Source organism: Streptomyces sp. NPDC097981, from assembly GCF_040302565.1.
Classification (GTDB): Bacteria; Actinomycetota; Actinomycetes; order Streptomycetales; family Streptomycetaceae; genus Streptomyces.
The window spans coordinates 46,570-72,374 of record NZ_JBEORW010000045.1 but is presented as its reverse complement, the minus strand read 5'-3'; the positions used below and the strand labels follow the sequence as shown (position 1 = coordinate 72,374).

The 25,805-nt window shown below is 73.1% G+C and carries 22 protein-coding genes; 12 read left to right on the top strand and 10 right to left on the bottom strand.

Translation table 11 applies throughout. The features are described 5' to 3' along the window. Nucleotides 1-173: 173 nt before the first annotated feature. The gene (locus tag ABTY04_RS32645) at nucleotides 174-404 is read right to left on the bottom strand and encodes a DUF4287 domain-containing protein (RefSeq protein WP_030156482.1); all 231 of its coding nucleotides are present in this window, start codon (nucleotides 402-404) and stop codon (nucleotides 174-176) included. Nucleotides 405-510: 106 nt separating this feature from the next. On the opposite strand from ABTY04_RS32645, the gene ABTY04_RS32640 reads away from it, so the two are divergent. Then, nucleotides 511-879 carry a hypothetical protein gene (locus tag ABTY04_RS32640; RefSeq protein ID WP_352217051.1) on the top strand — a complete coding sequence of 123 codons (369 nt, stop codon included), beginning with the start codon at nucleotides 511-513 and terminating at the stop codon, nucleotides 877-879. On the opposite strand, the gene ABTY04_RS32635 is transcribed toward ABTY04_RS32640, so the two are convergent. From ABTY04_RS32635 to ABTY04_RS32625, 3 genes are all read right to left on the bottom strand, one after another. Beyond that, nucleotides 863-1,672, bottom strand: a complete 810-nt coding sequence (locus ABTY04_RS32635) for a hypothetical protein (RefSeq protein WP_352217058.1) — start codon at nucleotides 1,670-1,672, stop codon at nucleotides 863-865. The genes ABTY04_RS32640 and ABTY04_RS32635 overlap by 17 nt on opposite strands. 424 nt (nucleotides 1,673-2,096) lie before the next feature. Further along, nucleotides 2,097-3,317, bottom strand: coding sequence for an acetyl-CoA C-acetyltransferase (locus tag ABTY04_RS32630; RefSeq protein ID WP_352217050.1), 1,221 nt, complete (start codon nucleotides 3,315-3,317; stop codon nucleotides 2,097-2,099). Nucleotides 3,318-3,546: 229 nt separating this feature from the next. Next, nucleotides 3,547-4,587 (bottom strand): SGNH/GDSL hydrolase family protein, encoded by a 1,041-nt coding sequence (locus ABTY04_RS32625; RefSeq protein WP_352217049.1) that lies wholly within the window; start codon nucleotides 4,585-4,587, stop codon nucleotides 3,547-3,549. A gap of 134 nt (nucleotides 4,588-4,721) precedes the next feature. On the opposite strand from ABTY04_RS32625, the gene ABTY04_RS32620 reads away from it, so the two are divergent. Next, entirely contained in the window at nucleotides 4,722-6,107 is a 1,386-nt protein-coding gene (locus tag ABTY04_RS32620) for a cystathionine beta-synthase (RefSeq protein ID WP_352217057.1), read from the top strand. 387 nt (nucleotides 6,108-6,494) lie between these two features. Here ABTY04_RS32620 and ABTY04_RS32615 read toward each other — a convergent pair whose 3' ends face one another. After that, the gene (locus ABTY04_RS32615) at nucleotides 6,495-6,863 is read right to left on the bottom strand and encodes a hypothetical protein (RefSeq protein WP_352217048.1); all 369 of its coding nucleotides are present in this window, start codon (nucleotides 6,861-6,863) and stop codon (nucleotides 6,495-6,497) included. A gap of 157 nt (nucleotides 6,864-7,020) precedes the next feature. On the opposite strand from ABTY04_RS32615, the gene ABTY04_RS32610 reads away from it, so the two are divergent. Further along, nucleotides 7,021-7,863 carry a MurR/RpiR family transcriptional regulator gene (locus tag ABTY04_RS32610; protein WP_352217047.1) on the top strand — a complete coding sequence of 281 codons (843 nt, stop codon included), beginning with the start codon at nucleotides 7,021-7,023 and terminating at the stop codon, nucleotides 7,861-7,863. 19 nt (nucleotides 7,864-7,882) lie between these two features. Here ABTY04_RS32610 and ABTY04_RS32605 read toward each other — a convergent pair whose 3' ends face one another. Next, nucleotides 7,883-9,046 carry an FAD-dependent oxidoreductase gene (locus tag ABTY04_RS32605; RefSeq protein ID WP_352217046.1) on the bottom strand — a complete coding sequence of 388 codons (1,164 nt, stop codon included), beginning with the start codon at nucleotides 9,044-9,046 and terminating at the stop codon, nucleotides 7,883-7,885. Nucleotides 9,047-9,151: 105 nt separating this feature from the next. On the opposite strand from ABTY04_RS32605, the gene ABTY04_RS32600 reads away from it, so the two are divergent. Then, nucleotides 9,152-9,706 (top strand): TetR/AcrR family transcriptional regulator, encoded by a 555-nt coding sequence (locus ABTY04_RS32600; protein ID WP_352217045.1) that lies wholly within the window; start codon nucleotides 9,152-9,154, stop codon nucleotides 9,704-9,706. Nucleotides 9,707-9,751: 45 nt separating this feature from the next. On the opposite strand, the gene ABTY04_RS32595 is transcribed toward ABTY04_RS32600, so the two are convergent. From ABTY04_RS32595 to ABTY04_RS32585, 3 genes are all read right to left on the bottom strand, one after another. Then, nucleotides 9,752-12,187: a tetratricopeptide repeat protein gene (locus tag ABTY04_RS32595; protein ID WP_352217044.1), complete on the bottom strand. Its 2,436-nt coding sequence runs from the start codon at nucleotides 12,185-12,187 to the stop codon at nucleotides 9,752-9,754. Between the two features lie 59 nt (nucleotides 12,188-12,246). After that, nucleotides 12,247-12,438, bottom strand: coding sequence for a hypothetical protein (locus tag ABTY04_RS32590; protein ID WP_352217043.1), 192 nt, complete (start codon nucleotides 12,436-12,438; stop codon nucleotides 12,247-12,249). 89 nt (nucleotides 12,439-12,527) lie between these two features. Next, the gene (locus ABTY04_RS32585; protein WP_352217042.1) at nucleotides 12,528-13,880 is read right to left on the bottom strand and encodes a type III PLP-dependent enzyme domain-containing protein; all 1,353 of its coding nucleotides are present in this window, start codon (nucleotides 13,878-13,880) and stop codon (nucleotides 12,528-12,530) included. A 105-nt stretch (nucleotides 13,881-13,985) separates the two neighbouring features. On the opposite strand from ABTY04_RS32585, the gene hutU reads away from it, so the two are divergent. From hutU to ABTY04_RS32545, 8 genes are all read left to right on the top strand, one after another. Then, complete coding sequence (hutU, locus tag ABTY04_RS32580) at nucleotides 13,986-15,650, top strand: urocanate hydratase (protein WP_352217041.1); 1,665 nt, start codon at nucleotides 13,986-13,988, stop codon at nucleotides 15,648-15,650. A 35-nt stretch (nucleotides 15,651-15,685) separates the two neighbouring features. Next, the gene (locus ABTY04_RS32575) at nucleotides 15,686-16,876 is read left to right on the top strand and encodes an allantoate amidohydrolase (RefSeq protein ID WP_352217056.1); all 1,191 of its coding nucleotides are present in this window, start codon (nucleotides 15,686-15,688) and stop codon (nucleotides 16,874-16,876) included. Beyond that, nucleotides 16,867-18,231, top strand: a complete 1,365-nt coding sequence (locus ABTY04_RS32570; RefSeq protein ID WP_352217040.1) for a formimidoylglutamate deiminase — start codon at nucleotides 16,867-16,869, stop codon at nucleotides 18,229-18,231. The genes ABTY04_RS32575 and ABTY04_RS32570 overlap by 10 nt, the downstream gene beginning before the upstream one ends. A 122-nt stretch (nucleotides 18,232-18,353) precedes the next feature. Then, complete coding sequence (gene hutI, locus ABTY04_RS32565) at nucleotides 18,354-19,529, top strand: imidazolonepropionase (protein WP_352217039.1); 1,176 nt, start codon at nucleotides 18,354-18,356, stop codon at nucleotides 19,527-19,529. 158 nt (nucleotides 19,530-19,687) lie between these two features. Further along, complete coding sequence (locus tag ABTY04_RS32560) at nucleotides 19,688-20,359, top strand: LPXTG cell wall anchor domain-containing protein (RefSeq protein WP_352217038.1); 672 nt, start codon at nucleotides 19,688-19,690, stop codon at nucleotides 20,357-20,359. Nucleotides 20,360-20,377: 18 nt separating this feature from the next. Next, nucleotides 20,378-21,418 carry a hypothetical protein gene (locus ABTY04_RS32555; protein ID WP_352217037.1) on the top strand — a complete coding sequence of 347 codons (1,041 nt, stop codon included), beginning with the start codon at nucleotides 20,378-20,380 and terminating at the stop codon, nucleotides 21,416-21,418. A gap of 68 nt (nucleotides 21,419-21,486) precedes the next feature. Further along, nucleotides 21,487-22,533, top strand: coding sequence for a neocarzinostatin apoprotein domain-containing protein (locus tag ABTY04_RS32550; protein ID WP_352217055.1), 1,047 nt, complete (start codon nucleotides 21,487-21,489; stop codon nucleotides 22,531-22,533). Further along, a complete protein-coding gene (locus ABTY04_RS32545) occupies nucleotides 22,530-23,831 on the top strand; it encodes a hypothetical protein (protein ID WP_352217036.1) in 1,302 nt (433 codons plus the stop codon). The genes ABTY04_RS32550 and ABTY04_RS32545 overlap by 4 nt, the downstream gene beginning before the upstream one ends. 183 nt (nucleotides 23,832-24,014) lie before the next feature. Here ABTY04_RS32545 and ABTY04_RS32540 read toward each other — a convergent pair whose 3' ends face one another. Continuing rightward, nucleotides 24,015-25,541: a peptide MFS transporter gene (locus ABTY04_RS32540; RefSeq protein ID WP_352217035.1), complete on the bottom strand. Its 1,527-nt coding sequence runs from the start codon at nucleotides 25,539-25,541 to the stop codon at nucleotides 24,015-24,017. Nucleotides 25,542-25,805: the final 264 nt, after the last annotated feature.

Below are 25,805 nucleotides of genomic sequence, written 5' to 3'. Positions count from 1 at the left end.
CCCGCATCCCCGGACCACGCACACGATGCGTGTCACCGGACGCGGAGCGAACGCGGGCGACCAGGACATCCAAAACCGTTCGGGATGCCCGCAGTGACCAGGAATGGGTCCAAGACCCACTCCTGCTCACTGATGAGGAACGGTCGGGATCGAGGGGCGGGGACGGGGAGGGCTCAGCCGAACTTGCGGGCCGCCCTGCGCAGGTCGTACTCGTGGATGATCGCCTTGGCCTGGCCGTACGAGAGCTCGTGCGCCCCGCGCAGCCAGCTGACCTTCTCCTCGAACCGGACGAGTGAGGGGCCGTCGTCCACGGTGCGGAGCCAGTCGGAGACTTCACGACCGGTGGTCTGGGGGATTCTGTCGATCATGTTCCGGTGGGTCTGCTCGGAGAACTCTACGGACATGGGCGCCTCCGGAGGTATCGCCGTGCTGTGCTGTTCTCTTCACGCCACCGTGCCGGAGAGTTCGCCCGTTGGCAATGGTGCCGCGGCGGCGCGTAAGGTCGGCCGGGTGCTTGATACTTCGCCCCTGACCGCTGCCGTGGAACGTTTCGCCGACCGGCTGCGGGCCATGCCGCAGAGCCGCCTCCGGCAGGGAGCCGCCGCGCAGGCGCTGGAGCTGGCCAGGGAACTCTCCGTACGGGCCCAGGCGCTGGAGGGTCCGCAGCAGGCCGCGGCGGCGGCTCCGGCGCGGGAGATTCCCGACGCGGGGGTCTTCGTCGTCGGGGACCAGGTGGCGGTGGCCGGCCTGGACCTCGCCGAGGCGCTGCGCGCCGCCGAGGCGGCCGGCGGAGCCCGGAAAACCGCGAAGGCCCCGTCCGAGATCCTGGACGAGGCCGTGCGGCTGGTGGAGCAGGCGGAAGTCAGAGCGACGCGATGACGCGGTCCGCGAGGATGTAAACGTTGCTGTCCGGATCCTGGGAGTCACCGCAGGAGAAGGTCAGCGCGTAGGCGCCCGAGATGCCCGAGCCGCCCAGCAGGACCGGCGCGTTGCCCGTGCGGAGCGCCTCCGCGAGGCGCTCCGCCGTCTCCCGGTGCCCCGGGGTCATGCACAGCGTGGTGCCGTCGGTGAAGACGTACACGTCGAGCGTGCCCAGCGGGCCCGGGCGGACGTCCGCAAGGGCCGTACGGGCCTCCGCGAGCTCCTCCAGGCGGCTGACCGTGCGCTCGTGGTCGGCGCCGGGGGCAGAGGCCTGCACCGGTACGAAGTCGGGGTGCGAGGGGTGGCGCCGGCGCGCGGCGGCCAGCTCGGCCGAATCCTCGGGGTGGTCGTCGGCGGCCTCGTCGCCGAGCACGGGCTCCAGACCCACCAGGTCCGCCTGGCGGGGCAGGAAGACCGCCGGGCCGTCCTCACCGAGGCCGGGCAGCCCGCCCAGCAGCGAGGGCGCGTCGGCGGCGTCACGGGCCTCCTGCGCGGCCCAGAAGGCCCGCGCCTCGGCGAGCTCGCGCTCGCGCTCCTCGGCCAGGGCCTCGGCCACGGCGGCTCGTATCTCGGCGGCGGGGGAATGCGCGGCGCTGCGGGCGTGGGGGACGGCCGCACCACGCGTGGGAACCGGCGAAGCCAGCTCACCGCGGAGGGCCGCCACCTGCTTGCGCAGGTCGTGTACGGCGTGCAGCGCAGCAGCGCCCACAGCCGTGGCAGCGGCCGTGGTCAGCAGCAGGGCAAGAGACATGGCGCTCACTGACTAACTCCTGATTGATTCGATCCCCCGACTTCCTACATCAGAGTGTCCCGGCCTGGGAATGGGGTGCAGTGCATTACGTCACGAATTGGACAGGGCTTTGGTCACACAGGGATCTTGTGAATATGCCCTGACCTGGAGAAATGCCAAACCCCCAGGACAAAGGTCACATCCTGGGGGAGATTCGGTCACAGGTCGGCCGCGACGGGATTGGAACCGGTGTCAGTACGCCGCAAGGGATCAAGCGATTCCCTTGCGGCGCCTGGACCGAACTTCAGCCGAGGCTCAGCGCGACCCCAAGAATCGAGCGGCTCAGCTCAGCCGCTCGACTCCTGTGGTCGCGCTGAGCTTCGCCTGCGCTGCGGGCAGGTGCCGCCGCTCGTTCCTCGCAGCGACCCCTACCCTCCGCTCCGGCTCAGCTCAGCCGCTCGATGACCATGGCCATGCCCTGGCCGCCGCCCACGCACATCGTCTCCAGACCGAACTGCTTGTCGTGGAACTGGAGGCTGTTGATCAGGGTGCCGGTGATGCGGGCACCGGTCATCCCGAACGGGTGACCGATGGCGATGGCGCCGCCGTTGACGTTCAGCTTCTCCAGCGGGATGCCCAGGTCCCGGTAGGACGGGATGACCTGGGCCGCGAAGGCCTCGTTGATCTCGAACAGATCGATGTCGTCGACCGTCAGACCCGCACGCTTCAGGGCCTGCTTCGACGCCTCGACCGGGCCGAGGCCCATGATCTCGGGGGAGAGGCCGGTGACACCCGTCGAGACGATCCGGGCCAGCGGGGTCAGGCCCAGCTCCCGCGCCTTGGTGTCGCTCATGATGACCAGCGCCGCGGCGCCGTCGTTCAGCGGGCAGCAGTTGCCGGCCGTGACCAGGCCGTCGGAGCGGAAGACCGGCTTCAGGCCCGACACGCCCTCCAGCGTGACACCGGCGCGCGGGCCGTCGTCGGTCGAGACGACCGTGCCGTCGGGGGTGGTGACCGGGGTGATCTCGCGGGCCCAGAAGCCGTTCTTGATGGCCTCCTCGGCCAGGTTCTGGGAGCGGACTCCGAACTCGTCCATGTCCTGGCGGGTCACGCCCTTGAGCCGGGCCAGGTTCTCCGCGGTCTGCCCCATCGTGATGTAGGCATCCGGGATCAGGCCGTCCTCGCGCGGGTCGTGCCACGAGGAGCCTTCGCTCTGCGCGACGGCGCCCGTACGGGCCTCGGCGTCGGCGAAGAGCGGGTTGTGCGTGTCCGGCAGGCCGTCCGAGGAGCCCTTCGCGAACCGGGAGACCATCTCGACGCCCGCGGAGATGAAGACGTCGCCCTCGCCCGCCTTGATGGCGTGCAGGGCCATGCGGGAGGTCTGCAGCGAGGAGGAGCAGTAGCGGGTGATGGTGGTGCCCGGCAGGAAGTCCATGCCCATCTGCACGGCCACGATGCGGCCCAGGTTGTGGCCCTGCTCGCCGCCCGGAAGGCCGCATCCCAGCATCAGGTCGTCGATCTCCCGCGGGTCCAGCTCGGGGATCTTGGCGAGGGCGGCCTGGATGACCGTCGCGGTCAGGTCGTCCGGCCGCATGTCCTTGAGGGACCCCTTGCCGGCGCGCCCGATCGGGGAGCGGGCGGTGGAAACGATGACTGCTTCGGGCATCGGGACTCCCAGGATGGTGTGTTGCGGCTCGTGCGGGACCGCAAGCGAAGTTACCGGCCCGTACGGTCGAGGTCACCGGCTTCGGCATGTGATGCCGGTCGCTCCGCGAGGGGAACGCGCAGGCCCGGTGTTCTGTTCCGGCCCGGCGACCCGGCCCGGCCGCCGGGCCCGACCCGGCCCGGACCGGGGTGCGGGCCGGCCGCCGGGCAGGGGTGTACGGGCGGCCCGGTCAGGTGCCCGCCACCTGGGTGCCCGGGACGGATTCCGCCGGGTCCGGCGGGGTGGTGGCGGCCAGGTCCTCGCCCGGGACCCGCCGGCGGCGGCGGTACTTGAGCAGGGCCCACGGGCCGCGGGCGGGCGTGACCTCGGTGCCCGCCTGGCCGGCCGCGGCGGACGCCGCCTTGGCCACCGGAAGCATGTCCTCGTTCCGCGCCACCTCAAGGCGGTCGGACTCCGGCCACAGCGCCAGCGCCGCACACAGGGTGGGGAGGACCGCCATGGCGGCGGTCGCGTACCCCTCCGCCGAGGGGTGGTACGAGTCCGGGCCGAACATCTCGCGCGGATTGGCGGCGAACTCGGGGCCCAGCAGGTCCCCCATGGAGACCGTACGGGCGCCCAGCGCGACCACCCCTATGGTCTGGGCGGCGGCCAGCTGCCGCGAGACCCGGCGGGCCAGCCAGCGCAGCGGCTGGTACACCGGCTCGATGGTGCCCAGGTCGGGGCAGGTGCCGACCACCACCTCGGAGCCCGCGAGCCGCAGCCGGCGTACGGCCGAGGTGAGGTGGCGGACCGACTGGGTGGGCGGCATGCGCCGCGTCACGTCGTTCGCGCCGATCATGATCACGCACACGTCCGGCGGCGGCAGGTCCCCGTCCAGGAGCAGGCCCGCCTGGCGGTCGAGGTCGTCGGACATGGCCCCGGAGGCGGCCACGTTGCGCAGCTCCACCGGGCGCTCGGCCACCGCCGCCAGTCCCGACGCCATCAGCGCGGCCGGTGTCTGTCTCGCCCGGCGCACGCCCAGCCCGGCGGCCGTGGAGTCGCCCATCATGCCGAGCCGCAGGGGGCCGGGGTCCGGATCCATGCCGCCGAACTCGCTCCCGTACAGCCCGTCCGCCCGCGGCGGATCACCGAGGCCGGTGCCCACCGTCCGCTTGGCGAACTGGACCTCGGCCAGCACCAGCCCCACGGCGGCGACTCCGACCAGCCCGAGCCCGCCTCCGCCGTACGCCGCGCCCGCCGCGATCCGGCGGGCCGTCCTCGCCCTGGACACCCTTCGAGCCACCTCGCTTCCGTGCCTGGCCTCGATGACCTTCCTGCCCCGTACTGCCGGTCAGCCAATCCCTTTCCGCATACTCTGGCCGTGCCTCCCGGAGAACCCGTGGAGTCCCCTCCCTGGAGAACATGGTGCAATTCCACGACTCGATGATCAGCCTCGTCGGCAACACCCCGCTGGTGAAGCTCAACCGTGTGACCGAAGGCCTGCAGGCCACCGTCCTTGCCAAGGTCGAGTACTTCAATCCCGGTGGATCCGTGAAGGACCGGATCGCCGTCCGGATGATCGAGGCCGCCGAGCAGAGCGGTGCCCTCAAGCCCGGCGGCACCATCGTGGAGCCGACCAGTGGCAACACCGGTGTAGGACTCGCCATTGTGGCCCAGCAGAAGGGCTACAAGTGCATCTTCGTCTGCCCTGACAAGGTGTCCATGGACAAGATCAACGTGCTGCGCGCGTACGGCGCCGACGTGGTGGTCTGCCCGACCGCCGTCGACCCCGAGCACCCGGACTCGTACTACAACGTGTCCGACCGCCTCGTCCGCGAGACCCCGGGCGCCTGGAAGCCGGACCAGTACAGCAACCCGAACAACCCCCGTTCGCACTACGAGACCACCGGCCCCGAGCTGTGGGAGCAGACGGACGGGAAGATCACCCACTTCGTCGCCGGCGTCGGCACGGGCGGCACGATCTCGGGCACCGGCAACTACCTGAAGGAGGTGTCCGGCGGCAAGGTCAAGGTCATCGGCGCCGACCCCGAGGGTTCGGTCTACTCCGGCGGCTCCGGCCGCCCGTACCTGGTCGAGGGCGTCGGCGAGGACTTCTGGCCGACCGCCTACGACCCGAACGTCACCGACGAGATCATCGCGGTGTCCGACAAGGACTCCTTCCAGATGACCCGCCGGCTCGCCAAGGAGGAGGGGCTGCTCGTCGGCGGTTCCTGCGGCATGGCGGTCGTGGCGGCGCTGAAGGCGGCCGAGGGCCTGGGCCCGGACGACGTGGTCGTCGTCCTGCTGCCGGACAGCGGCCGCGGCTACCTGAGCAAGATCTTCAGTGACGAGTGGATGGCCGGTCACGGCTTCCTGGAGGAGGCGGGCCCCGCGGCGCGCATCGGTGACGTGCTCGCGGACAAGGAGGGCGCCATGCCGTCCCTGGTCCACATGCACCCCGAGGAGACCGTCGGCGAGGCCATCGAGGTGCTGCGCGAGTACGGCGTCTCGCAGATGCCGATCGTCAAGCCCGGCGCCGGCCACCCGGACGTGATGGCCGCCGAGGTCATCGGCTCGGTCGTGGAGAAGGAACTGCTGGCGGCGCTGTTCGCGCAGCGCGCCGCGCTGTCCGACCCGCTGGAGAAGCACATGAGCTCGCCGCTGCCGCAGGTCGGCTCGGGCGAGCCGGTGTCCGAACTGATGGCCGTGCTGGGCGACGCGGACGCGGCGATCGTGCTGGTCGAGGGCAAGCCGACCGGTGTGGTGAGCCGTCAGGACCTGCTGGCGTTCCTCGCCAAGGGCGCCAAGTAGCTCTCCCGGCCGGTGCAGTGGGGCGTAGGGGTGGCCACCGGCCCGTGGCGGTACGGGGGTTCGGGCGCCCGTGTGGCCGGATCCCGCCCGTCGCACAAACGGTACGGGCCCGTCATGTGACGGCAGCACCGGCTTAACACGCCTCCGGCACAGTGGTGGTTGTCGGCAGGAGCGCACAGCTCCGGCCGGCACCACCGAACGGCGTTGGCGTACCTCCGGAGCGGCTCCCGGACCGCGTGAACGCCTCGGACGCGGACGGCCCTGACCCGGCCCGTGTCCCTCGCGGGGGCCGCCGTCGTCCCGCCCCTCGCGCACCCGAGGGTGCGGCGGTCCCCGCGCACAGCCTTTCCCGGAGCCAGGCGCTCCGGCGGTCCGGCTCCTCGGGCGCTACGCGGCCCGGTCGCCGGGGCGAAGCCGCTTCGCCGCGTGGATGAAGTTCACGCCGAGGACGCCCGCCCAGGCGACCAGCAGGCCCTTGAACCCCGCCTGCGTGGAGCCGATGGCGGACAGCGGGACCGCCAGGACCAGCGTGATGATGGCGAAGCCGAAGCGTTCGCCGAAGCCGCCGTCGGGCGACGGCAGCCCGCCCCGGCCGCCGCGGGCGGCGGCCAGGCGTTCCTCGGCGAGCCGGCGCCGGACCTGGGTGTCGACCTTCTCGACGAAGGAGTCCACGAGCGCGGCCTCGTAGTCCGGTCCGAGCTCGCGCCGGGCGTCCAGCGCCGCGCCGAGTTCCTTCTTCAACTCCTGGGACTCCATGCGCCCAGCGTAGGAACGGGCGGCGGCCCCGGCACTGGGGGTAGCCCCCGTATCCGCGGCCCGGACCGTCTCGCGGAGCGGTCCGCCGCTTGCCGTCCTGCATAACCGCATGCAGAGTGCTCGGTGACTGAATATTCATGGGGACGGAGGGGTCGGGATGAGCGACAGCCCGGCAGCGCGGCTGCAGCAGCTGTTCGAGGGGCACCGGCTGACGCCCACCCAGCGGCGGATCGCCCACTGCATGGTGCGGGGGGCGGCGGACGTGCCGTTCCTGTCGAGCGTGGAGCTCGCCGAGCTGGCCGGGGTGAGCCAGCCCTCGGTGACCCGCTTCGCGGTGGCGCTGGGCTTCGACGGGTATCCGGCGCTGCGGCGGCACCTGCGCGAGGTGGCTCCCGCGGAGCGTGCGGCGGCCGTGCAGGAGGACGCGTACAACGAGTACCAGCAGGCCGTCCAGGGCGAGATCGAGAACCTGCGGCAGCTGTCGGCCATGCTCGCCGACCCCTCGCCCGTCGAGGAGGCGGGCCGGGTGCTCGCAGGGTCCAGCCCGCTGCCCGTGCTGGGGCTGCGGGCGGCGTCCTCGCAGGCGCGCGGGTTCGCGTACTTCGCGGCCAAGGTGCATCCGGACGTACGGCTCCTCGACGAGGGCGGCTCGATGCTCGCGGACCGGATCGACGCGGCCGCTGCGGCCGGGGCCTCGGCGCTGCTGTGCTTCGCGCTGCCGCGGTATCCGCGGGAGGTGGCGGAGGCCCTGGACCACGCGCGGGCGGCCGGGCTGAAGGTGGTGACGGTCGCCGACTCGGCCTTTGCCCCGGTGGCCCGCGCCTCGGACCTGCTGATCCCCGCGCCCGTCGGTACCGGACTGGCCTTCGACACGGCCTGTGCGCCGATGCTGCTGGGACGGGTGCTGCTGGAGGCGATGGCGGATGCGCTGCCGGACGCGCAGGCACGGCTGGAGTCCTTCGACGCACGGGCCGCGGCGCGCGGGCTGTTCGTGGAGTAGTCCGCGGGCGCGGCCGGGGTCAGCGGTAGTGGAGCTCGGCCAGCTCGGTGGCGAGGCGGTTCCGTAGCGCCGGGATGCGGGAGAGCAGGGGGAGCGCGGTGTTGCGCACGGCGCGCAGGACCGGGTTTCGGGTGGTCGCGATCCGGGTCATCCGGTCGGTCAGGCCCACCACGTGGAGGGCGACGGGGCGGCGGGCGGCCTCGTAGGCGTCGAGGTCGCCGGCGGCGAGTGCGCGGCCGAGGGCGTGGCCGTCCTGGATGCCGGTGTTCATGCCCTGGCCGCCGGCCGGGCTGTGCACGTGGGCGGCGTCCCCGGCGAGCAGCAGCCGGCCCGCGCGGTAGCGGTCGGCGACCCGGTGGTGGACCCGGAACCGGGACGACCAGGCGAGGGTCCGGACGCGGGCCTGGCCCGGGGTGCGCTCGTCCAGCAGGCCCTGCACGAAGGCGAGGTCCGGTTCGGCCGGGGCATCGGCGACGGTGGCGACGACGCGGTAGCGCGTGCCGGGCCCGGCGGGTCCGCCGGGCAGCGGGGCCACGACGGTGAGTCCGGCCGCGCCGAACGCGAGCGAGACCTCCTGCGGGCCGGGGGCCCAGTCCATGGCCACGTCGGCGAGGACGAAGGACTCCTCGTAGGCACTTCCCGCGAAGCCGATGCCGGCCGCCTCGCGGACGGTGCTGTGCATCCCGTCGGCCCCGACGGCGTGGGCGGCGCGCAGGGTCTCGCCGCCGGCGGTGGTCAGGGTGACCCCGTCGGCGTCCTGGGTGACGCCGGTGACCTCGTACGGGCGGTGGACGTCGCCGCCGAGCGCGCGCAGGCGGGCCAGGAGCACGGCCTCCGTCTCGTACTGGGGGACCATCAGCGCGTACGGGTGGGCCGTGGGCAGGCCGTCGAAGGGGACGGCGGCGAGCAGGCGGGCGCCGTCGCGGATCCGGAACCGGTCGACCGGGATGCCGCGGGCGACCAGCTCGGCGGAGAGGGTGCCGGACGGGTCGAGTTCGTCGAGGACCTCCAGGGTGCGGGCGTGGACGACGGCGGCGCGGGACGTGTTGGCGCCCTCGGCCTGCCGGTCGAGGAGGACGAAGTCGACGCCGGCTTCGGCGAGGGTCACGGCGAGGGCGAGGCCGGTGGGGCCGGCTCCGACGATGGCGACGGAGGTCCGGGCGGGAAGCGGTGACACGGACATGAGGTCCTCCTCCGGTGGGCCAACGGTTGTTGGCCAACGGCTGTTGACTTCAGGGTGCGCCTCCCTCCCTGGCATGTCAACAACTGTTGGCCTACATTTGTTGGCATGGCACAGGGAGCGCAGACCAAAGCGGCGATCCTGCGGGCGGCGCGTGAGCGTTTCGCGGCGCAGGGGTACGAGCGGACCACGATCCGCGGCGTCGCGGCGGACGCGGAGATCGACCCGTCGATGGTGATGCGGTACTTCGGGAGCAAGGAGAAGCTCTTCGAGGCGGCGCTGGCGGTGGACCTGCGGCTGCCGGACTTCACGGCCGTGCCGGCGGCGGAGCTGCCCGGCGCGCTCGTACGGCACTTCCTGGACCGGTGGGAGGGTGATCCGGCGGACGACGCGCTGCTGGTGCTGCTGCGGTCCGCGGTCACGAACGAGCGGGCGGCGGAGCGGATGCGGGAGGTGTTCGCGGCGCAGGTCGCTCCGGCGCTGGCGGCGGCCCTCGGCCCCGACCGGGCGGCCCGCGCCGCCGGCCTCGTCTCGGCCCAGCTGCTCGGCCTCGGGCTGACCCGCTACCTGCTGCGCCTGCCCGCGGTGACCTCCCTGGCGCCGGACGCGGTGGTCGCAGGCCTCGCCCCGGCCTTGGCGGCGACCCTGGCCGCCCCGGCCTGACGCCCGGGGCCCACCGGACCAGAGGAGCCGTGGCTCGAACGCGGCCTACGGCTCCTCGGGTCCGGTGGGGCGACGGCCCCGGCGGCGCAGGAGGCGGCCTGCGCGGCGGGCGTGTCTGCGGTTGGGCCGGTCGCGGATACCTTCCAGCATGAGGGCGGCCAGCCGGGCCTTCGCCTCGTCCCCCGCCTCCGCGTACGCGGAGGCGGACCGCAGCAGCGCGGCCCGCGCCGCATCGGCCCGGCCGCACTGGCTGAGTGCACTGGCCAGACACATCCGTGCCCAGCCCGCCCCGGAGTGGTCGCCGAGGTCCTCGTACAGCGTGCACGCCCGCTCGTGCACCGGAGCGGCGCCCTCGAAGTCCCGGCGCCCGGCCAGCGCGAGGCCGTGCATGACCAGTGCATACGCTTCGTGCTGCCGGTCGCCCGTGTGCCGGAAGCACTGGACGGCCTTCCCGTGGGCTTCGACGGCGGCCCGGGCGCGCCCCGCGCGGTCCAGGGCCTCGGCGAGCCCGCTGAAAGCCATGCCCACCTCGTGGACCTCGACGAGCTCCACGAACATCGCCACGGCCTGCTCATGGGCCGTGATGGCTTCCTCGTGGCGCCCGGCCGCACTGAGCGCCCGGCCCAGATTGCGCCTCACCGTGGCCGCCGTGTGCGGATCTCCGGCCTCCGAGAGGATCGCGTCGGCCCTCTCCTGGGCGGCGACCGCCTCCTCGGAGCGCTCCTGCTCCTGGAGGATGGTGCCGAGGTTGCTCCACGCCTTCCCTTCGGAAAGCCGGTCCCCCAGGTCGCGGAAGAGGCGCACGCTCTCCTCCGCGGCAGCGGCCGCCTGGTCCGCGCGGCCGCTGCCCAGCTCGAAACTCGCCAGGTTCAGCAGGCGGCCCGCCCTTGCCCGCGGGGTTTCCCCCGGGTGCGGAGCCGGGACCCGCTCCTGAAATGCCGCGGCCTCCTCGGTGTTGCCGGCTTTGGAGAAGGTCAGCGCGAGATTCTGCAGCGCCCTGTCCCTTGCCCCGGCGTCACCGGAGCGCTCCGCCTCCGCGAGGCTCAGCCGGCTGAGCTCGGCCGCCTCCTGGAAGAGCCTGCGCCGATGGAGGTAGGCCTGCAGGTGCGCGGAGAATCCGTCCACGTCGGCAGGCCGGCCGAGGGACGCGGTGAAGGGGACCAGCGCGATGAGGTTGTCCCGCTCCTCGTCGAGCCATTGCAACGCCGTGGCTGCATCGGGGATGTGCGCGGACCACTCCTCGCCGGTCCGGCCCTGGAGGAGGCCGTCGGAGCCCAGCAGCATCACCTGGTACATGAGGATCAGGCGCTCGGCGGCTTCGTGCCACCCGTCCTCCTCGGCGTGCCGGCGGGCCAGCTCCGCCGCGTACAGCCGCACCAGGTCGTGCATGCGCCAGCGGCCCGAGCCCGTCGGATGCTCCGCGATCAGCCCGGTGCCGCCCAGCCGGGCCAACAGGCCCCGCATGCGGTGCTCTTCCGTTGCGAGCGCCACCGCCTGCGCGCCGCTCTCGCCGTACAGCACCGCCACGAAGGTGATGTGGCAGTCCGGCCCCGGGTTGACGGAGAGCAGCCGGAACAGCCGGGCCTGGTCCGCCGGCAGCCGGGCGTACGACAGCTCGAACGCGGCTCGCACCCCCGTCGGCATGGCGCGCCCGTCGTCGTACGTCAGTGCCTCCAGCCGGTGCTGGGCATCGGCCAGTTGGTGCGACAGGGAGGCGAGCGGCAGCCCCGGATCGCTCGCCAGCAGGGCTCCTGCGACGGTCAGCGCCAGCGGCAGCCGCCCGCAGTGCCCGGTGATCTCCGCCAGTGCGTCCGGCTCCCGCGACGGCCGTGGATCGTCCGGACGGATCCGCAGCAGCATCCCGGACACCAGCTCGGCGGCGGCCGCGGCGGACAGCTCGGTGAGCGGCACGAGCCGCGCCTGGAAGTCCGGCGAGATCAGGCTGTCCCGGGAGGTCACCAGCAGCCGGTGCGAGTCTCCGGCCGGAACCAGGTCCCGTACCTGCCCGATCTCGCCCGCGTCGTCGGCCACGATCAGCACCCGGCGTCCCTCGGCCGCCCGCGTGGCCAGCTCCGAGCGGTACAGCGCCAGCCGCCCCTCCGGCGTCGGCGGGATGTCCTCGTCGCGGATCCCCAGCTCGCCCAGGAGCAAGGAGACCGCCTGGCTGCCGCCGAGCGTGCCGTTCGGGGCGTAGCCGCGCAGCTCGACGAACAGGATCCCGCCCTCGAACCAGCCTTTCTCCATGGCCTGTTGGGCCACGGTCAGGGCCAGCGCGCTCTTCCCGACCCCGGCCAGGCCGGACACCACGGCGACCCTGCTTCCGTCGGGTGCCAGCACCTTCAGCAGCTCGCCGACGGCTTCCTCGCGCCCGGACAGCACGGCGGGCGCCTGGGGCAGGGCGCGCAGCGCGTCCGGCGCGGCCGGGGTGCCGCTCTGGTGGACCGTGTAGTCGGTCCGGTGGACCACGTAGTCCCCCGCCACCTGGGTGACCCGGCTGTTCTGCCGTGCCGTGACCTGCTGCCGCGACCGCTTCCGGCCGGCTATCGTGCGGCCCTCCCGCCGATCTGCCGGACCACCGGGCCGGGTGCGGCGCCGGGCTCCTGGTCCACCGCGCCGTTGCCGTCCTTGTCCGGCAGCCGGCCGAAGGGGTCCGGGCGGGCCGCGGCGGAGCAGAGCCCGGACGCGGCTGTCGCCCCGAGGGGGGCGGTCACGTATCGCATGGATTGAGCCATGGCTGAACCGTTGCAGCGAGTCCCGTGTGATGAGAAGGAATTCGGACGGGATCACCCGTTCGGGTGCGGGTGTCCCCGAGGGGGCCCGGTCACAGCAGCGCGTCGCGCCCTGCGCCGCCCGCCTCCGCGACGATGGCGGACAGCGGCTGCGCCGGGCGGGCCGGGGCGAAGCGCACTTCGTCCGACGCCGTGACCGTGAAGCCGTGGACCGCCGGGCGCGGGAGGCTGTTGTAGCCGTAGTGGGCCGTGAAGAAGTACGCGCCCGTGTCCGGGACGGCGATCAGGTCGCCCGGGGCGAGTTCCGGCAGTTCCCGGGCCGTGGCCAGAAGGTCGCCCGCGAAGCACGCCGGGCCCGCGATGTCCTGGGCTACGGGCGGGCCCGTCTTCGGGGTGCCCTTGGCGTCGTACGGCAGGATCCGCAGCGGCCACGCCGCCGGCGCGTACACCGTACGGGTCGCCAGCTGGACCCCCGCGTGCGTGAGTGCGATCGGGCGGCCCCCGGTGCTCTTCGTGTACTCGACCCGGGAGAGCACCAGCCCGTGCTTGGCCAGCAGGGACCTGCCGAACTCCGTCACCAGGCCGTAGCGCCCGCCGAAGAGGGCCGGGACGGCCTCCCGGAGGGCCGCCGCGTACTGCGCGTACGTCGGGGTGCCGGCGTCCGACGCGAAGTTCACCGGCAGGCCGCCGCCGATGTCGAGGGTGTCGACCTGGCGGCGGCCGGCCGCCGCATTGATCTCCTCGGCCAGCGCGTGCAGGTCCCGCACCCCCTCCGCGATCAGCGGCAGCGGCACGCCCTGCGAGCCCGAGTGGATGTGCAGCCGGGTCAGCCACGGCCGCTCCGCGTACGCCCGTACGAGCCACTCGCGCGCCCCCGGGTCCCGCAGCGCGATCCCGAACTTCGAGGTCGCGGTGGCGGTCGACAGCGCGTCGATGGTGCCCGCGCCGGTCTGCGGGTTGATCCGTACGCCGATCGGGGAGCGCGTCGGGCCCGCGGCCACCAGTGCGTCGAGCCGCTGCAGCTCCTGGCGGCTGTCCGCGTTGACGGCGATCCCGAGGGCCAGGGCCTCGCGCAGCTCCGCCGGGGTCTTGGCGGGGGAGTCCAGGACGGTCCGCTCCGGCTCCACCCCGGCCGCCCGGGCCAGTGCCAGCTCGCCGGCGCTGGCCACCTCGCAGCCGATGCCGGCGGCCGCCAGCAGCCGCAGCACGGGGACCAGCGGGCAGGCCTTGACCGCGAAGGCGTGCAGGACGGGGGTGCCGGGCGCCAGCGCCGAGGCGAACGCACTGGTCAGAGCTGCGGCGGAGGCTCTGATTCCGGCGGTGTCCAGCAGGCAGACCAGAGGCTCGGCGTCTTCGGCCCCGCCCACCAGGCCCTGTTCCACGGCGGCCCTGACGGCCAGATCCCGACGCCGTGCGGCGTCTTGCGCGTGCGTGTCGGAAGCCATGTCCGTCAGCCAATCACCCGGCGGGTCGGCCCGCAGCTGTTGACTGAATCTATTCAGGAAGTCAGGATGTGAATAGATTGACCAACATCGGAGGAGGCACCCGCCATGTCAGGACCCCGCCCCGTACGCGCCGCGCGAGGCACCGAGCTCAGCACCCTGGGATGGCAGCAGGAAGCCGCCCTCCGGATGCTCCAGAACAACCTGGACCCCGAGGTCGCGGAGCACCCCGACAAGCTCGTCGTCTACGGCGGCACCGGCAAGGCCGCGCGCGACTGGCGCTCGTTCGACGCGATGGTCCGCACCCTGCGGACCCTCAAGCAGGACGAGACGATGCTCGTCCAGTCCGGCCGCCCGGTCGGCGTGATGCAGACCCACGAGTGGGCGCCGCGCGTCCTGCTCGCCAACTCCAACCTCGTCGGCGACTGGGCCAACTGGGAGGAGTTCCGCCGCCTGGAGCACCTCGGCCTGACCATGTACGGCCAGATGACCGCCGGTTCCTGGATCTACATCGGCACCCAGGGCATCCTGCAGGGCACGTACGAGACCTTCGCGGCCGTCGCGGCGAAGAAGTTCAACGGCACCCTCGCGGGCACCATCACCCTGACCGCCGGCCTCGGCGGCATGGGCGGCGCCCAGCCGCTGGCCGTGACGATGAACGACGGCGTCGCGATCTGCATCGACGTCGACCCGCGCGCCATCGAGCGCCGCATCGAGCACCGCTACCTGGACGTCAAGGCCGACAACCTGGCGCACGCCCTCCAGCTCGCCGTCGAGGCGCGCGACGCCCGCAAGCCCCTCTCCATCGGCCTGCTCGGCAACGCGGCCGAGCTCCTCCCGCAGATGCTCGCGGAAGGCGCCCCGATCGACATCGTCACCGACCAGACGTCGGCGCACGACCCGCTGTCGTACCTGCCGGTGGGCGTCGACTTCGACGACATGGCGGCGTACGCGGCCAAGGACCCGGCCGGCTTCACCACGCGGGCCCGCGAGTCCATGGCGAAGCACGTCGAGGCCATGGTCGGCTTCATGGACGCGGGCTCCGAGGTCTTCGACTACGGCAACTCCATCCGCGGCGAGGCCCAGCTGGCCGGCTACGACCGCGCGTTCGCCTTCCCCGGCTTCGTCCCGGCGTACATCCGCCCGCTGTTCTGCGAGGGCAAGGGCCCCTTCCGCTGGGCGGCCCTGTCCGGCGAGGCCTCGGACATCGCGAAGACCGACAAGGCGATGCTGGAGCTCTTCCCGGAGAACGAGTCGCTGCACCGCTGGATCAAGATGGCCGGCGAGCGGGTCCACTTCCAGGGCCTGCCGGCGCGCATCTGCTGGCTCGGCTACGGCGAGCGCGACAAGGCGGGCGAGCGCTTCAACGAGATGGTGGCCGACGGCACCCTCGCCGCTCCGCTGGCCATCGGCCGCGACCACCTCGACTGCGGTTCGGTGGCCTCCCCGTACCGCGAGACCGAGGCCATGCTCGACGGCTCCGACGCGATCGCCGACTGGCCGCTGCTGAACGCCATGGTCAACGTCGCCTCCGGCGCCTCCTGGGTCTCGATCCACCACGGCGGCGGCGTCGGTATGGGCCGCTCGATCCACGCGGGCCAGGTCACTGTCGCCGACGGCACCAAGCTCGCGGGCGAGAAGATCCGCCGCGTCCTCACCAACGACCCGGGCATGGGTGTCATCCGCCACGTCGACGCCGGCTACGACATCGCCGAGTCCGTCGCGGACGAGCGCGGCGTCCGCGTCCCCATGCGCGAGGGCGACGACGCGTGAGCGACAACCCCGCAGGGGCGGCCTCGTTCCACACCATGTGGAACGAGCTCGCCCCCATCGGCCGGCACGCCGACAGCGGCGGCTACCGCCGCTACGCGTGGACCGGCGCCGATGCCGACTGCCGGACCTGGTTCCAGGCACAGGCGCAGGCCCGCGGCCTCGCCTACGAGACCGACCGCAACGGCAACCAGTGGGCCTGGCTCGGCGACCCCCTCGCCGGTGACGCCGTCGTCACCGGCTCCCACCTGGACTCCGTGCCCGACGGCGGAGCCTTCGACGGCCCCCTCGGCGTGGTGTCCTCCTTCGCGGCCCTGGACGAACTCCGCAGGAGGGGCGCGGAGTTCACCAGGCCGCTGGCCATCACCAACTTCGGCGACGAGGAAGGGGCCCGCTTCGGCCTCGCCTGCGTCGGCTCCCGGCTCGCCGCCGGGCAGCTGACCAAGGAGAAGGCGTACGAGCTCCGCGACGGCGACGGGATCAGCCTGCCCCGGGCCATGGAGGCCGCCGGGTACGACCCCGACGCGATCGGCGCGGACCCCGAGCGGCTCGCCCGCATCGGCGCCTTCGTCGAGCTCCACGTCGAGCAGGGCCGGGCCCTGGACCTGTCCGGCGACGCCGTCGGCATCGCGTCCGCGATCTGGCCGCACGGCCGCTGGCGGTTCGACTTCCACGGCGAGGCCAACCACGCGGGCACCACCCGTCTCGTGGACCGGCGCGACCCGATGCTCACGTACGCGGCGACCGTGCTGGCCGCCCGTACCGAGGCCGCCCTCGCCGGCGCCGTCGCCACGTTCGGGAAGATCTCGGTCGAGCCGAACGGGGTCAACGCCATCCCGTCGCTGGTGCGCGGCTGGCTCGACTCCCGCGCCGCCGACCAGGCCACCCTGGACGCGGTGGTCACCGCGATCGAGAAGGCCGCCCGCGAGCGCGCGGACCAGGACGGCATCGACCTGGCCGTCGTCCGGGAGTCCTTCACCCCGGTCGTCGAGTTCGAGCACGCCCTGCGCGACGAGATGAACCGGATCCTGGGCGGGGCCGTCCCCGTCCTCGGCACCGGTGCGGGACACGACGCGGGAATCCTCTCCGCCGCCGTCCCGACCGCGATGCTGTTCGTACGGAACCCGACCGGCGTCTCCCACTCCCCGCGGGAGTTCGCCCCCGAGGACGACTGCGTGGCCGGCGTCCTCGCCCTCGCCGACGTACTGGAAGGACTGGCGTGCCGTTGAAGACGTACTGGCTGGAGCACGCCTGGCTCGGCACCCATGTCGAGCCGGGCGTGGCCCTGACCGTGTCCGGTGGCGGCTCCGCCGCGGAGGGCTCCGAAGGGCGGATCGCCGCCCTTCGCACCGGGGTCGAGACCCCGCCCCCCGGCGCCGAGGTCCTGCGCGGCCTGACCCTCCCCGGTCTGGCCAACGCCCACAGCCACGCCTTCCACCGGGCCCTGCGCTCCCTGGTGCAGGTGGGTTCGGGGACCTTCTGGACCTGGCGCGAGTTCATGTACCAGGTCGCCCAGAACCTCACCCCCGACTCGTACTTCGCACTCGCCCGCGCGGTGTACGCGGAGATGGCGCTGGCCGGCATCACCGACGTCGGCGAGTTCCACTACGTCCACCACGCCCCCGGCGGCACCCCGTACGCCGATCCGAACGCCATGGGCGAGGCCCTGATCGAGGCGGCCGCCGCGGCGGGGATCCGCATCACCCTCCTCGACACGGCGTACCTCTCGTCGGGTTTCGGTGAGGCCCCGAGCTCCCACCAGCTGCGCTTCTCCGACGGCACGGCCGACGCCTGGGCCGAGCGCGTCAGCGCCCTCAAGCCCGGCGAGCACGCCCTGATCGGTGCGGCGGTCCACTCCGTGCGCGCCGTACCGGCCGATCAGCTGGCCACCGTCGCCCGCTGGGCCGAGGAGCGGCAGGCCCCCCTGCACGTCCACCTCTCCGAGCAGACCGCCGAGAACGAGGCCTGCCAGGCCGCCCACGGCCGCACCCCGACGCAGCTCCTGGCCGATCACGGGGTGCTCGGCCCGCGCACCACCGGCGTCCACAACACGCACCTCACCGATGTGGACATCGCGCTCCTCGGCGGCACCTCCACCGGTACGTGCATGTGCCCCACCACCGAGCGCGACCTCGCCGACGGGATCGGCCCGGCCGGCCGGCTCCAGCGCGCGGGCAGCCCTCTCTCCCTCGGCAGCGACAGCCACGCCGTGATCGACCTGCTTGAGGAGGCCCGCGCGATGGAGCTCAACGAGCGCCTGCGCAGCCGTACCCGGGGCCACTGGACGGCGAACGCCCTGCTGGCCGCGGCCACCGCGGACGGCCACGCGGCCCTGGGCCGGCCCGACGCGGGACGCCTGGAGCCTGGAGCCCTCGCGGACTTCACCACGATCGCCCTCGACTCCGTCCGGACGGCGGGGCCGCTGCCCCGGCTCGGAGCCGAGACGGCCGTCTTCGCCGCGACGTCGGCGGACGTCCGCCACACGGTGGTGGGCGGCCGCCACATCGTCCGCGACGGCGCCCACACCCTCGTCCCCGACGTCCCGTCGGCCCTGGCCGAATCGATCGCGGCCGTCCGCGGCTGACGCAGTTCTTTCCCCCCACCCCGCCCCTTCCCGAAACCGGGCTCTGCCCGGACCCGGTCCGGGGCGGAGCCCCAGTTCCGGGAAGGGGCGGGGTGGGGGAGGAAACCTCCGAGAGGAACCCCGTGACCACCACCGCCATCACCAACATCGGCAGCCTCGTCACCAACGACCCCGCCCTCGGCGAAGGCCCTCTCGGCCTGATCGAGGACGCGGCCGTCGTCATCGAGGACCACAAGATCGCCTGGGTCGGCCCCGCCGCCAAGGCCCCGGCCGCCGACGCCGTGTTCGACGCCGAGGGCCGCGCTGTGATCCCCGGCTTCGTCGACTCGCACTCGCACCTGGTCTTCGCGGGCGACCGCACCGCCGAGTTCAACGCCCGGATGTCCGGCCGCAGCTACTCCGCCGGAGGCATCCGCACCACCGTCGCAGCCACCCGCGCCGCCACCGACGCCGAGCTCGAAGCCAACCTGCTGCGCCACCTCGAAGAGGCCCGCCGCCAGGGCACCACCACCTTCGAGACCAAGTCCGGCTACGGCCTCACGGTCGAGGACGAGGCCCGCGCCCTGCGCATCGCCGCCGCGCACACCGAGGAGGTCACCTACCTCGGCGCGCACATCGTCTCCCCCGACTACGCCGAGGACCCGGCCGGCTACGTCGACCTCGTCACCGGCGAGATGCTGGCCGCCTGCGCCCCGTACGCCCGCTGGGTGGACGTGTTCTGCGAGAAGGGCGCCTTCGACGGCGACCAGGCCCGCGCGATCCTCACCGCCGGCGCGGCTGCCGGGCTGATCCCGCGCGTCCACGCCAACCAGCTCTCCCACGGCCCCGGCGTACAGCTCGCCGTGGAGCTCGGGGCCGCCTCCGCCGACCACTGCACCCACCTCACCGACGCCGACGTCGACGCCCTGGCGCAGGCCGCGGACACCACCGTCGCCACGCTGCTGCCCGGTGCCGAGTTCTCCACCCGCGCCCAGTGGCCCGACGCCCGCCGCCTCATCGACGCGGGCGCCACCGTCGCGCTGTCCACCGACTGCAACCCGGGCTCCTCGTACACGAGTTCCATGCCCTTCTGCATCGCGCTCGCCGTCCGGGACATGCGGATGACCCCGGACGAGGCGCTCTGGTCCGCCACCGCCGGCGGGGCCCGGGCCCTGCGCCGCGGCGACGTGGGCGTCGTGACCCCGGGGGCCCGCGCCGACCTGGCCCTCCTGGACGCCCCGAGCCATGTCCACCTGGCCTACCGCCCCGGTGTCCCGCTCGTCTCCGCGGTCTGGCAGCGGGGTGTCCGCACCGCCTGAACCATCCCCGTTCCGCACGGACATGGCCTGAATCCAGGCGGCCGACAGGCCGTGGATCCAGGCCTGTCCCGTGTCTTCCCTCCTCACGGTCCCGGGCGTACCTTGAGCCACCAATCTGATGTGTCGTCAGTAACTTGTGGCCCGAGGGGAAGACGAAGGTGTCCGACCGGAAACGCTCCACAGCGCTTGCGCTGGCTTCCGCGGTGGCCGCAGCGGCGGTCCTGCTGGCCGCCCCCGCGGCCCGCGCCGACGTCGTCGACGTCGCCTACGACTGCAAGACCCCCATCGGCGACAAGTCGGCGGTCTCGCCCATCGACATCAAGGCCGTCAAAGAGGGCGACGGCTACAAGCTGACGATGACCTTCCAGAAGGGCGTCTCGTCCAGCCCCGTCGAACTCGGCAAGGGTGCGATGAGCCCCGGCGCCGTCATCCTCGTCGACGGCGCGGAGAAGGCGTCCGTGCCCGTCTCGGGAGCGCCCAACCCCGAGGCCGTGCCCGCCAACACCCCCATCAAGATCACCGACCTCTCGGGCACCTACACCCCCAAGAAGACCGGCAAGGTCACCTTCACCGCGGGCGTGCTCACCATCAAGGCGCTGGGGACCACCACCACCTGCACCCCCGGCAACAGCCCCAAGCCGTCCCTGGAGCTGGAGGTGACGGCCGCCGCCGCGCCCGCGCAGCCCGGGGGCGCCGGGGAAGACACCCTCCCGCAGACCGGACCCGCCGACTCCGCCCTCGCCCTCGGCACCCTCGGGGGCACCGTGCTGCTCACCGGCGCCGTCGGCGTCCTCTGGCTGACCCGGCGCGGCCGGCGGGCCCGGTCCTGAAACGGAGCACCCCCGGCCATGCCCGTGCTCCACACCCCCGCCCCGCGCACACCCCCCACCGCCCTCACACGCCTGTGCCTCCCGCTGCTCGCCGCGGCCCTGCTCTCCGCCGCCCCGGGCGGCGCGGCCGCGGACGAGCCCGGCTGGACCGCCGAGCCCGCCGCCGGCGGCGCCGCGGCCGCCCGCCCGTACTTCTACCTCGCGGGCCCTGCCGGCACCGTCCTGGAGGACCGGCTCGCGCTGTCCAACACCTCCGACCGGGAGCGCACCGTCACCCTGCGCGGGGCCGACGCCTACAACACGGCCGACGGGGCCTTCGCCGTGCGCCCCGCGGAAGCCGCTCCCGCGGCCGTCGGCCGCCAGGGCGGTGACCCGGTGACCGGCGCCGGCTCCTGGATCAGCTTCGGGGCCGCCGGCACCGTGAAGATCCCGCCGCGCACCCGCGCGGTGGTGCCCTTCACCGTCACCGTGCCGCCCGCCTCCTTCCCCGGTGACCACCCGGCCGCCGTGGTCGCCGCCGCGGACGGCCGCGAGGTGGGCGTACGGGTCCACCTGCGCGTCGGCGGCCCCACCCTGGCCGCCCTCACCGTCGAGGACGTCTCCGTACGCGGCACGGGCGCCCGCGCCGTGGTCGCGTACACCTTGGTCAACCGGGGCAACGTGGCCCTCGCCCCCGAGCTGGACATCCGCGCCGAGGGCCTCTTCGGCGAGGTCCCGGGCCGCACCGCCCGCACCCTGCCCGTCGAACTGCTGCCCGGGCAGCGGGTGTCGCTGACCGAGCCGTGGCCCGGAGCCCCGGTCCTCGACGAGGTCTCCCTCACCCTCACGGTCACCGCCCCCGGCGCGGTCCCGGCGACCGCCACCGCCTCGGCGTGGTGCGTGCCCGGCGGGACCGCGGCCCGGACCGGCGCCGGGCTGCTCGGCCTCGGCGGGGTCACCCTGGCCGCGCTGCTCCTCGTACGCAGCCGGCGCGGCCGCGGCGGGGCGCCCGCGGAGGAGGAGCCCGCAGCCGCGGGCGACCGGGCCCCGGAACACGAGCTGACGGGAGCATCCAGGTGAGTGCCAAGGCCGGCGGAACGGTCCGCGGCAAGCTGCGGGGAAAGATCGGGGCCCTCGTCGCGGCAGGGCTGGCGGTGTGCGCCGTGGCCCTGTTCCCGGCCGAGACTGCGGCCGCCGCGCCCGCGGCCCCGGCGGCCGAGGGCAAGCCGGCGGTGGCACTCTCGCTCCAGGAGGCCGCGAAGGGTACCGAGATCACCGTCACCGGCACCGGCTGGCGCGCCAAGACCCTCGTCATGCTGCTGGTCTGCGGGCAGAACATGATCGGCGGCACCAACAGCTGCGCCAACGCCGACGGGGCCGCCGTCTCGGTCGGCGACGACGGGCACTTCACCGCCCGGCTGGCCGTGGCGGCACCCCCCAAGCCCTGCCCCTGCGTCGTCAACGTCACCTCCGTCAACGGGGACCAGTCCACCGTCGCCGCCCCTCTGAAGATCACCGACCACCCGGTGGCCGAGCTGCCGGCCGAGTCCGGCACGGCGCGCCTGGCCATGCTCACCGGGGCCCGGCTCGAAGGCGGGGACGGCCTGCTGACCTGGTTCGGCGCCCCGCCCGGCCGGAAGCTCACGGTCACCGTCGGCAACCTCGGCTCGGCCCCCGTCAAGGACCCCGTCTTCCAGCTCGGCACCGCCCACGGGGTGTTCGCGCCGCTGTGGGACGAGGTCCGGTGGAAGGGCGCGATCCCGCCGGGCGGCAAGGCGGAGATCCGGCTGGACGTCAGCCTGTCGGCGGGGGCCCACGGGGACTACACCGTCTCCCTCAAGTACGGCGACACGGTCGTGGCCACCCAGCCCTGGGGCGTGGACCGCCCGTACGGGGTGCTGCTGTTCTGGGGCCTGCTCCTGCTGGTGATCCCGGCCGCGGTCTTCCGGATCGGCATGGCCGTGGTCGACAGGGTCCGGCCGCCGCCGGCGCCGGCCGGCGGCCGCCACCGGGGCGCGAAGGCCCCGGAGCCCGCCGCGCAGGCCGCCGCGGCGGCGTCCCCCCAGACCACCGCGGCGGTCCTGCCGTGGTTCACCCCGGACAGCGCGCCGGGACCGAGAGCACCACATGCACCACACGCACCACAGGCGTCCGCACCGTCTGAGAGCAGTCCGACGACGAAGGGACATTCGTGAAGACCCAACGGAGGGTGAGTGCGGCCGCGGTCGCGCTGCTGTTCGGCGGCGCGGGCATCCTGCTGGCGGCGAGCCCCGCCCAGGCGGCCGACGTCTCGTACAAGGTGGAGTGCATCCCGCCTGCGGGCGGCGGCGGGCCGGTCCAGGGCACGAACACCGTTTCGATCACCGCGCCCGCCACCGCCAAGGTCGGCGACGAGGTCGAGGTGGTCTGGAAGACCGTCAAGCCGGCCTCGAACAACACCGACCTCATGGACCTGGGCAAGGACACCGTCAAGCCCACCGGCTACGTGAAGCTCGGCGGCGCGCTCGGCGCGGAGGTGAAGCTGGAGGGCGAACGCAAGAACCCGCCCATCCCCAAGAAGGCCCCCATGGTCATGTCCGACATGAAGGGCAAGGTCAAGCTGACCAAGGCCGGGGACGTCACGATCACGCCCGGCAAGTACGACGTGGACTTCAGCGGGTTCGTCACGCACTGCTCGCCGAAGGAGACGGTCGGCGTCGGCGCCACCATCAAGGTCACCGACGGTGGCGGGTCCACCGGCGGTGGCTCGACGACCGGCGGGAGCACGAGCGGCGGCGCGACGAGCGGCGGGTCCACCACCGGCGGCTCCACGAGCGGCGGGTCCTCCGGCGGGGGTTCCACCACCGGCGGCAGCGGCGGCCAGACCGACTTCCCGGGCAAGCCCGTCGAGGTCGCCTTCGACTGCGGACCGGTCGTCCCCGGGGGCATCAAGACCCCGGTCACGATCAACGCCAGGAAGAACGGCGGCAGTTACGACCTGACCGTCAAGACCGCGAAGGGCGCGATGGCCAGCCCGATGGCCCTGCCGGCGGGCGCCCTCAAGCCCTCGATGAACGTCAAGCTCGGCGGCGCCGACAGCGGCACGGTCAAGGTCTCCGGCCCGGCCAACGCGGAGCCCATCCCGGACAAGGCCCCGGTCAGCCTGAGCGACATGACCGGCACCTACAAGCCCGGCAAGACCGGCAAGGTCACGCTGAGCCCGGACCAGCTGACGATCGACGTCACGATGGCCCCGGGGTCCACGCCGATCAACGTGCCCTGCAAGGCGGCCAGCAGCGGCGTCTCCCTGGAGCTCGACACCACCGCCCAGGAGGGCGGTTCCGGCTCCCCGGCCACGACCGGCTCCACCAGCGCCTCGGGCGGCCTCGCCGAGACGGGAGCCGGGGACGAGGGCGGGATCAAGGCCCTGGCCCTGGTCGCGGGCACGGTGATCCTGCTCGGCGGCGCGGTCTTCACGTTCACCCCGTGGCGCCGCCTGCGCGGCACGCGGTAACCGCACGGGCAAGAGCGACCGAAGCCGTGGGCGTCCCCCGTACGGGTGGGGCGCGCACGGCTTCGCGGGCGTGGCGGCGCTGCGCCGGACAGCTCCGGCCGCCGGAGCGGAAGCCCGCACAACGGAACGGCCCGGCACACCAGGAGGTGTGCCGGGCCGTCCGCGGCTTCCGTGACGCGTGCGTCAGTGCACGTCGCCCATCTGCTCCTTGACGTTCTTGCGGTACATGAAGACCGCCAGGGCCGCCAGGCAGGCGAGGGTCGCCTCGATGGCGACGGCGCCCGTGCCGTTCAGGTCGATGCCGAACACGGCCGGGTCGGACAGGAGGCTGGTGACGGAGTCACCGGCGGTGACCGCCAGGAACCACACGCCCATCATCTGCGAGGCGTACTTGGCCGGTGCCATCTTCGTGGTGACCGAGAGGCCGACCGGGGAGATGCACAGCTCGCCGACCGTCTGGATCAGGTAGATCCCGACGAGCCACATCGGGCTCACCGTCTGGCCGTTCGCCGCCAGGGCGATCGGGGCCAGGAAGAAGAAGAACGAGACGCCGATGAAGAACAGGCCCGCGGCGAACTTGCCGACCGTCGACGGCTCCTTGCCCTTGCGGTTCAGCCACACCCAGAACCAGGCGAAGACCGGGGCCAGCGCCATGATGAAGACCGGGTTCAGCGACTGGTACCAGGACGAGGGGAACTCGAAGCCGAGCAGGGAGCCCGCGGCCTTGGTCTCACCGAAGGACTGGACGGTCGAGGCGCCCTGGTCGTAGATCATCCAGAAGACCGCGGCGGCGACGAAGAACCAGATGTAGCCGGTCATCTTCGACTGCTCGGACGTGTTGAGTTCCTTGTCCCGCTTGATGCGGACGAGCACGCCGGTCGGGATGATCAGGCCGATCAGGGTCAGCGGGATGGTCGCCCAGGCCTTGGTGAACATGCCGGCCATGCCCACGGCGGTGTAGAACACGGCCACGATCGCGACCACGATGACGATCTTGCGGATCCAGGAGGTGCGCTCCTCGGCCGACAGGGGCTTCGGAACGGCGGAGCTGATCGGGTTCAGGTTCTTGGTGCCCAGCAGGAAGGCGGCCAGACCGATGCCCATGCCGACCGCGGCCATCGCGAAGCCGAGGTGCCAGTTGACCTCCTGGCCCACGGTGCCGATGATCAGCGGCGCGAAGAAGGCGCCGGCGTTGATGCCCATGTAGAAGATCGTGAAGCCGCCGTCACGGCGAGGGTCGTTCGCATCCTTGTACAGCTGGCCGACCATCGTGGAGATGTTGGCCTTCAGCAGACCCGAGCCGATCGCCACCAGGGCCAGACCGGCGAAGAAGGTCCCGCCGCCCGGGAGGGCGAGGATGATGTGGCCGGACATGATCGTCACGGCCGCGATCGTCACGGTCTTGCGGGGGCCCCAGACACGGTCGCCCAGCCACCCGCCCGGGAGGGCGAGGAGGTAGACCATGGAGACGTAGATGGAGAACACGGTGATCGCCGTGCCCTCGTCCATCCCGATGCCGCCGCCCAGGCTGCCCTTCTTGGCATCCGGGCCGCCGGAGAGCAGGTAGACGAGGAGGAGGGCCTTCATGCCGTAGAAGCTGAAGCGCTCCCACATCTCCGTCATGAAGAGAGTGGCCAGGCCACGGGGGTGGCCGAAGAAGGTCTTTTCGGCGGACGGAGCCGCCGCGTCCTTCGTCAGGCTGGAAGCCATGGTCGATCCTTGCTTGATCGGGACGCCTCGCTTCGTGAGCGGAACAGCGCCCGGTGGGGGGTGGCCGGCACCGGCGACGGGTGTCCCACCCCACGCCCAGGGGTCTGCCCCCGTCCGTGGAGGAGGGGGGCAGGGGATGTCCGCAACCGGGATCCACGCCCCGTCGCGCAGCTTCGCGCTCGGGGCCCGGCCCACAGGTCATTCACTGTCATCAAGTCCGAACAGGCCAGTCCATCGGGACTGCCCGAATCGGTCAGGACAGAA

What these genes read in the sequence shown, in the direction of transcription:
- ABTY04_RS32645 (WP_030156482.1), bottom strand. Translation starts at nt 404, where the DNA reads ATGTCCGTAGAGTTCTCCGAGCAGACCCACCGGAACATGATCGACAGA.
- ABTY04_RS32635 (WP_352217058.1), bottom strand. Translation starts at nt 1,672, where the DNA reads ATGTCTCTTGCCCTGCTGCTGACCACGGCCGCTGCCACGGCTGTGGGC.
- ABTY04_RS32630 (WP_352217050.1), bottom strand. Translation starts at nt 3,317, where the DNA reads ATGCCCGAAGCAGTCATCGTTTCCACCGCCCGCTCCCCGATCGGGCGC.
- ABTY04_RS32615 (WP_352217048.1), bottom strand. Translation starts at nt 6,863, where the DNA reads ATGGAGTCCCAGGAGTTGAAGAAGGAACTCGGCGCGGCGCTGGACGCC.
- ABTY04_RS32610 (WP_352217047.1), top strand. Translation starts at nt 7,021, where the DNA reads ATGAGCGACAGCCCGGCAGCGCGGCTGCAGCAGCTGTTCGAGGGGCAC.
- ABTY04_RS32605 (WP_352217046.1), bottom strand. Translation starts at nt 9,046, where the DNA reads ATGTCCGTGTCACCGCTTCCCGCCCGGACCTCCGTCGCCATCGTCGGA.
- ABTY04_RS32600 (WP_352217045.1), top strand. Translation starts at nt 9,152, where the DNA reads ATGGCACAGGGAGCGCAGACCAAAGCGGCGATCCTGCGGGCGGCGCGT.
- ABTY04_RS32590 (WP_352217043.1), bottom strand. Translation starts at nt 12,438, where the DNA reads ATGGCTCAATCCATGCGATACGTGACCGCCCCCCTCGGGGCGACAGCC.
- ABTY04_RS32585 (WP_352217042.1), bottom strand. Translation starts at nt 13,880, where the DNA reads ATGGCTTCCGACACGCACGCGCAAGACGCCGCACGGCGTCGGGATCTG.
- hutU (WP_352217041.1), top strand. Translation starts at nt 13,986, where the DNA reads ATGTCAGGACCCCGCCCCGTACGCGCCGCGCGAGGCACCGAGCTCAGC.
- ABTY04_RS32575 (WP_352217056.1), top strand. Translation starts at nt 15,686, where the DNA reads ATGTGGAACGAGCTCGCCCCCATCGGCCGGCACGCCGACAGCGGCGGC.
- ABTY04_RS32555 (WP_352217037.1), top strand. Translation starts at nt 20,378, where the DNA reads ATGCCCGTGCTCCACACCCCCGCCCCGCGCACACCCCCCACCGCCCTC.
- ABTY04_RS32540 (WP_352217035.1), bottom strand. Translation starts at nt 25,541, where the DNA reads ATGGCTTCCAGCCTGACGAAGGACGCGGCGGCTCCGTCCGCCGAAAAG.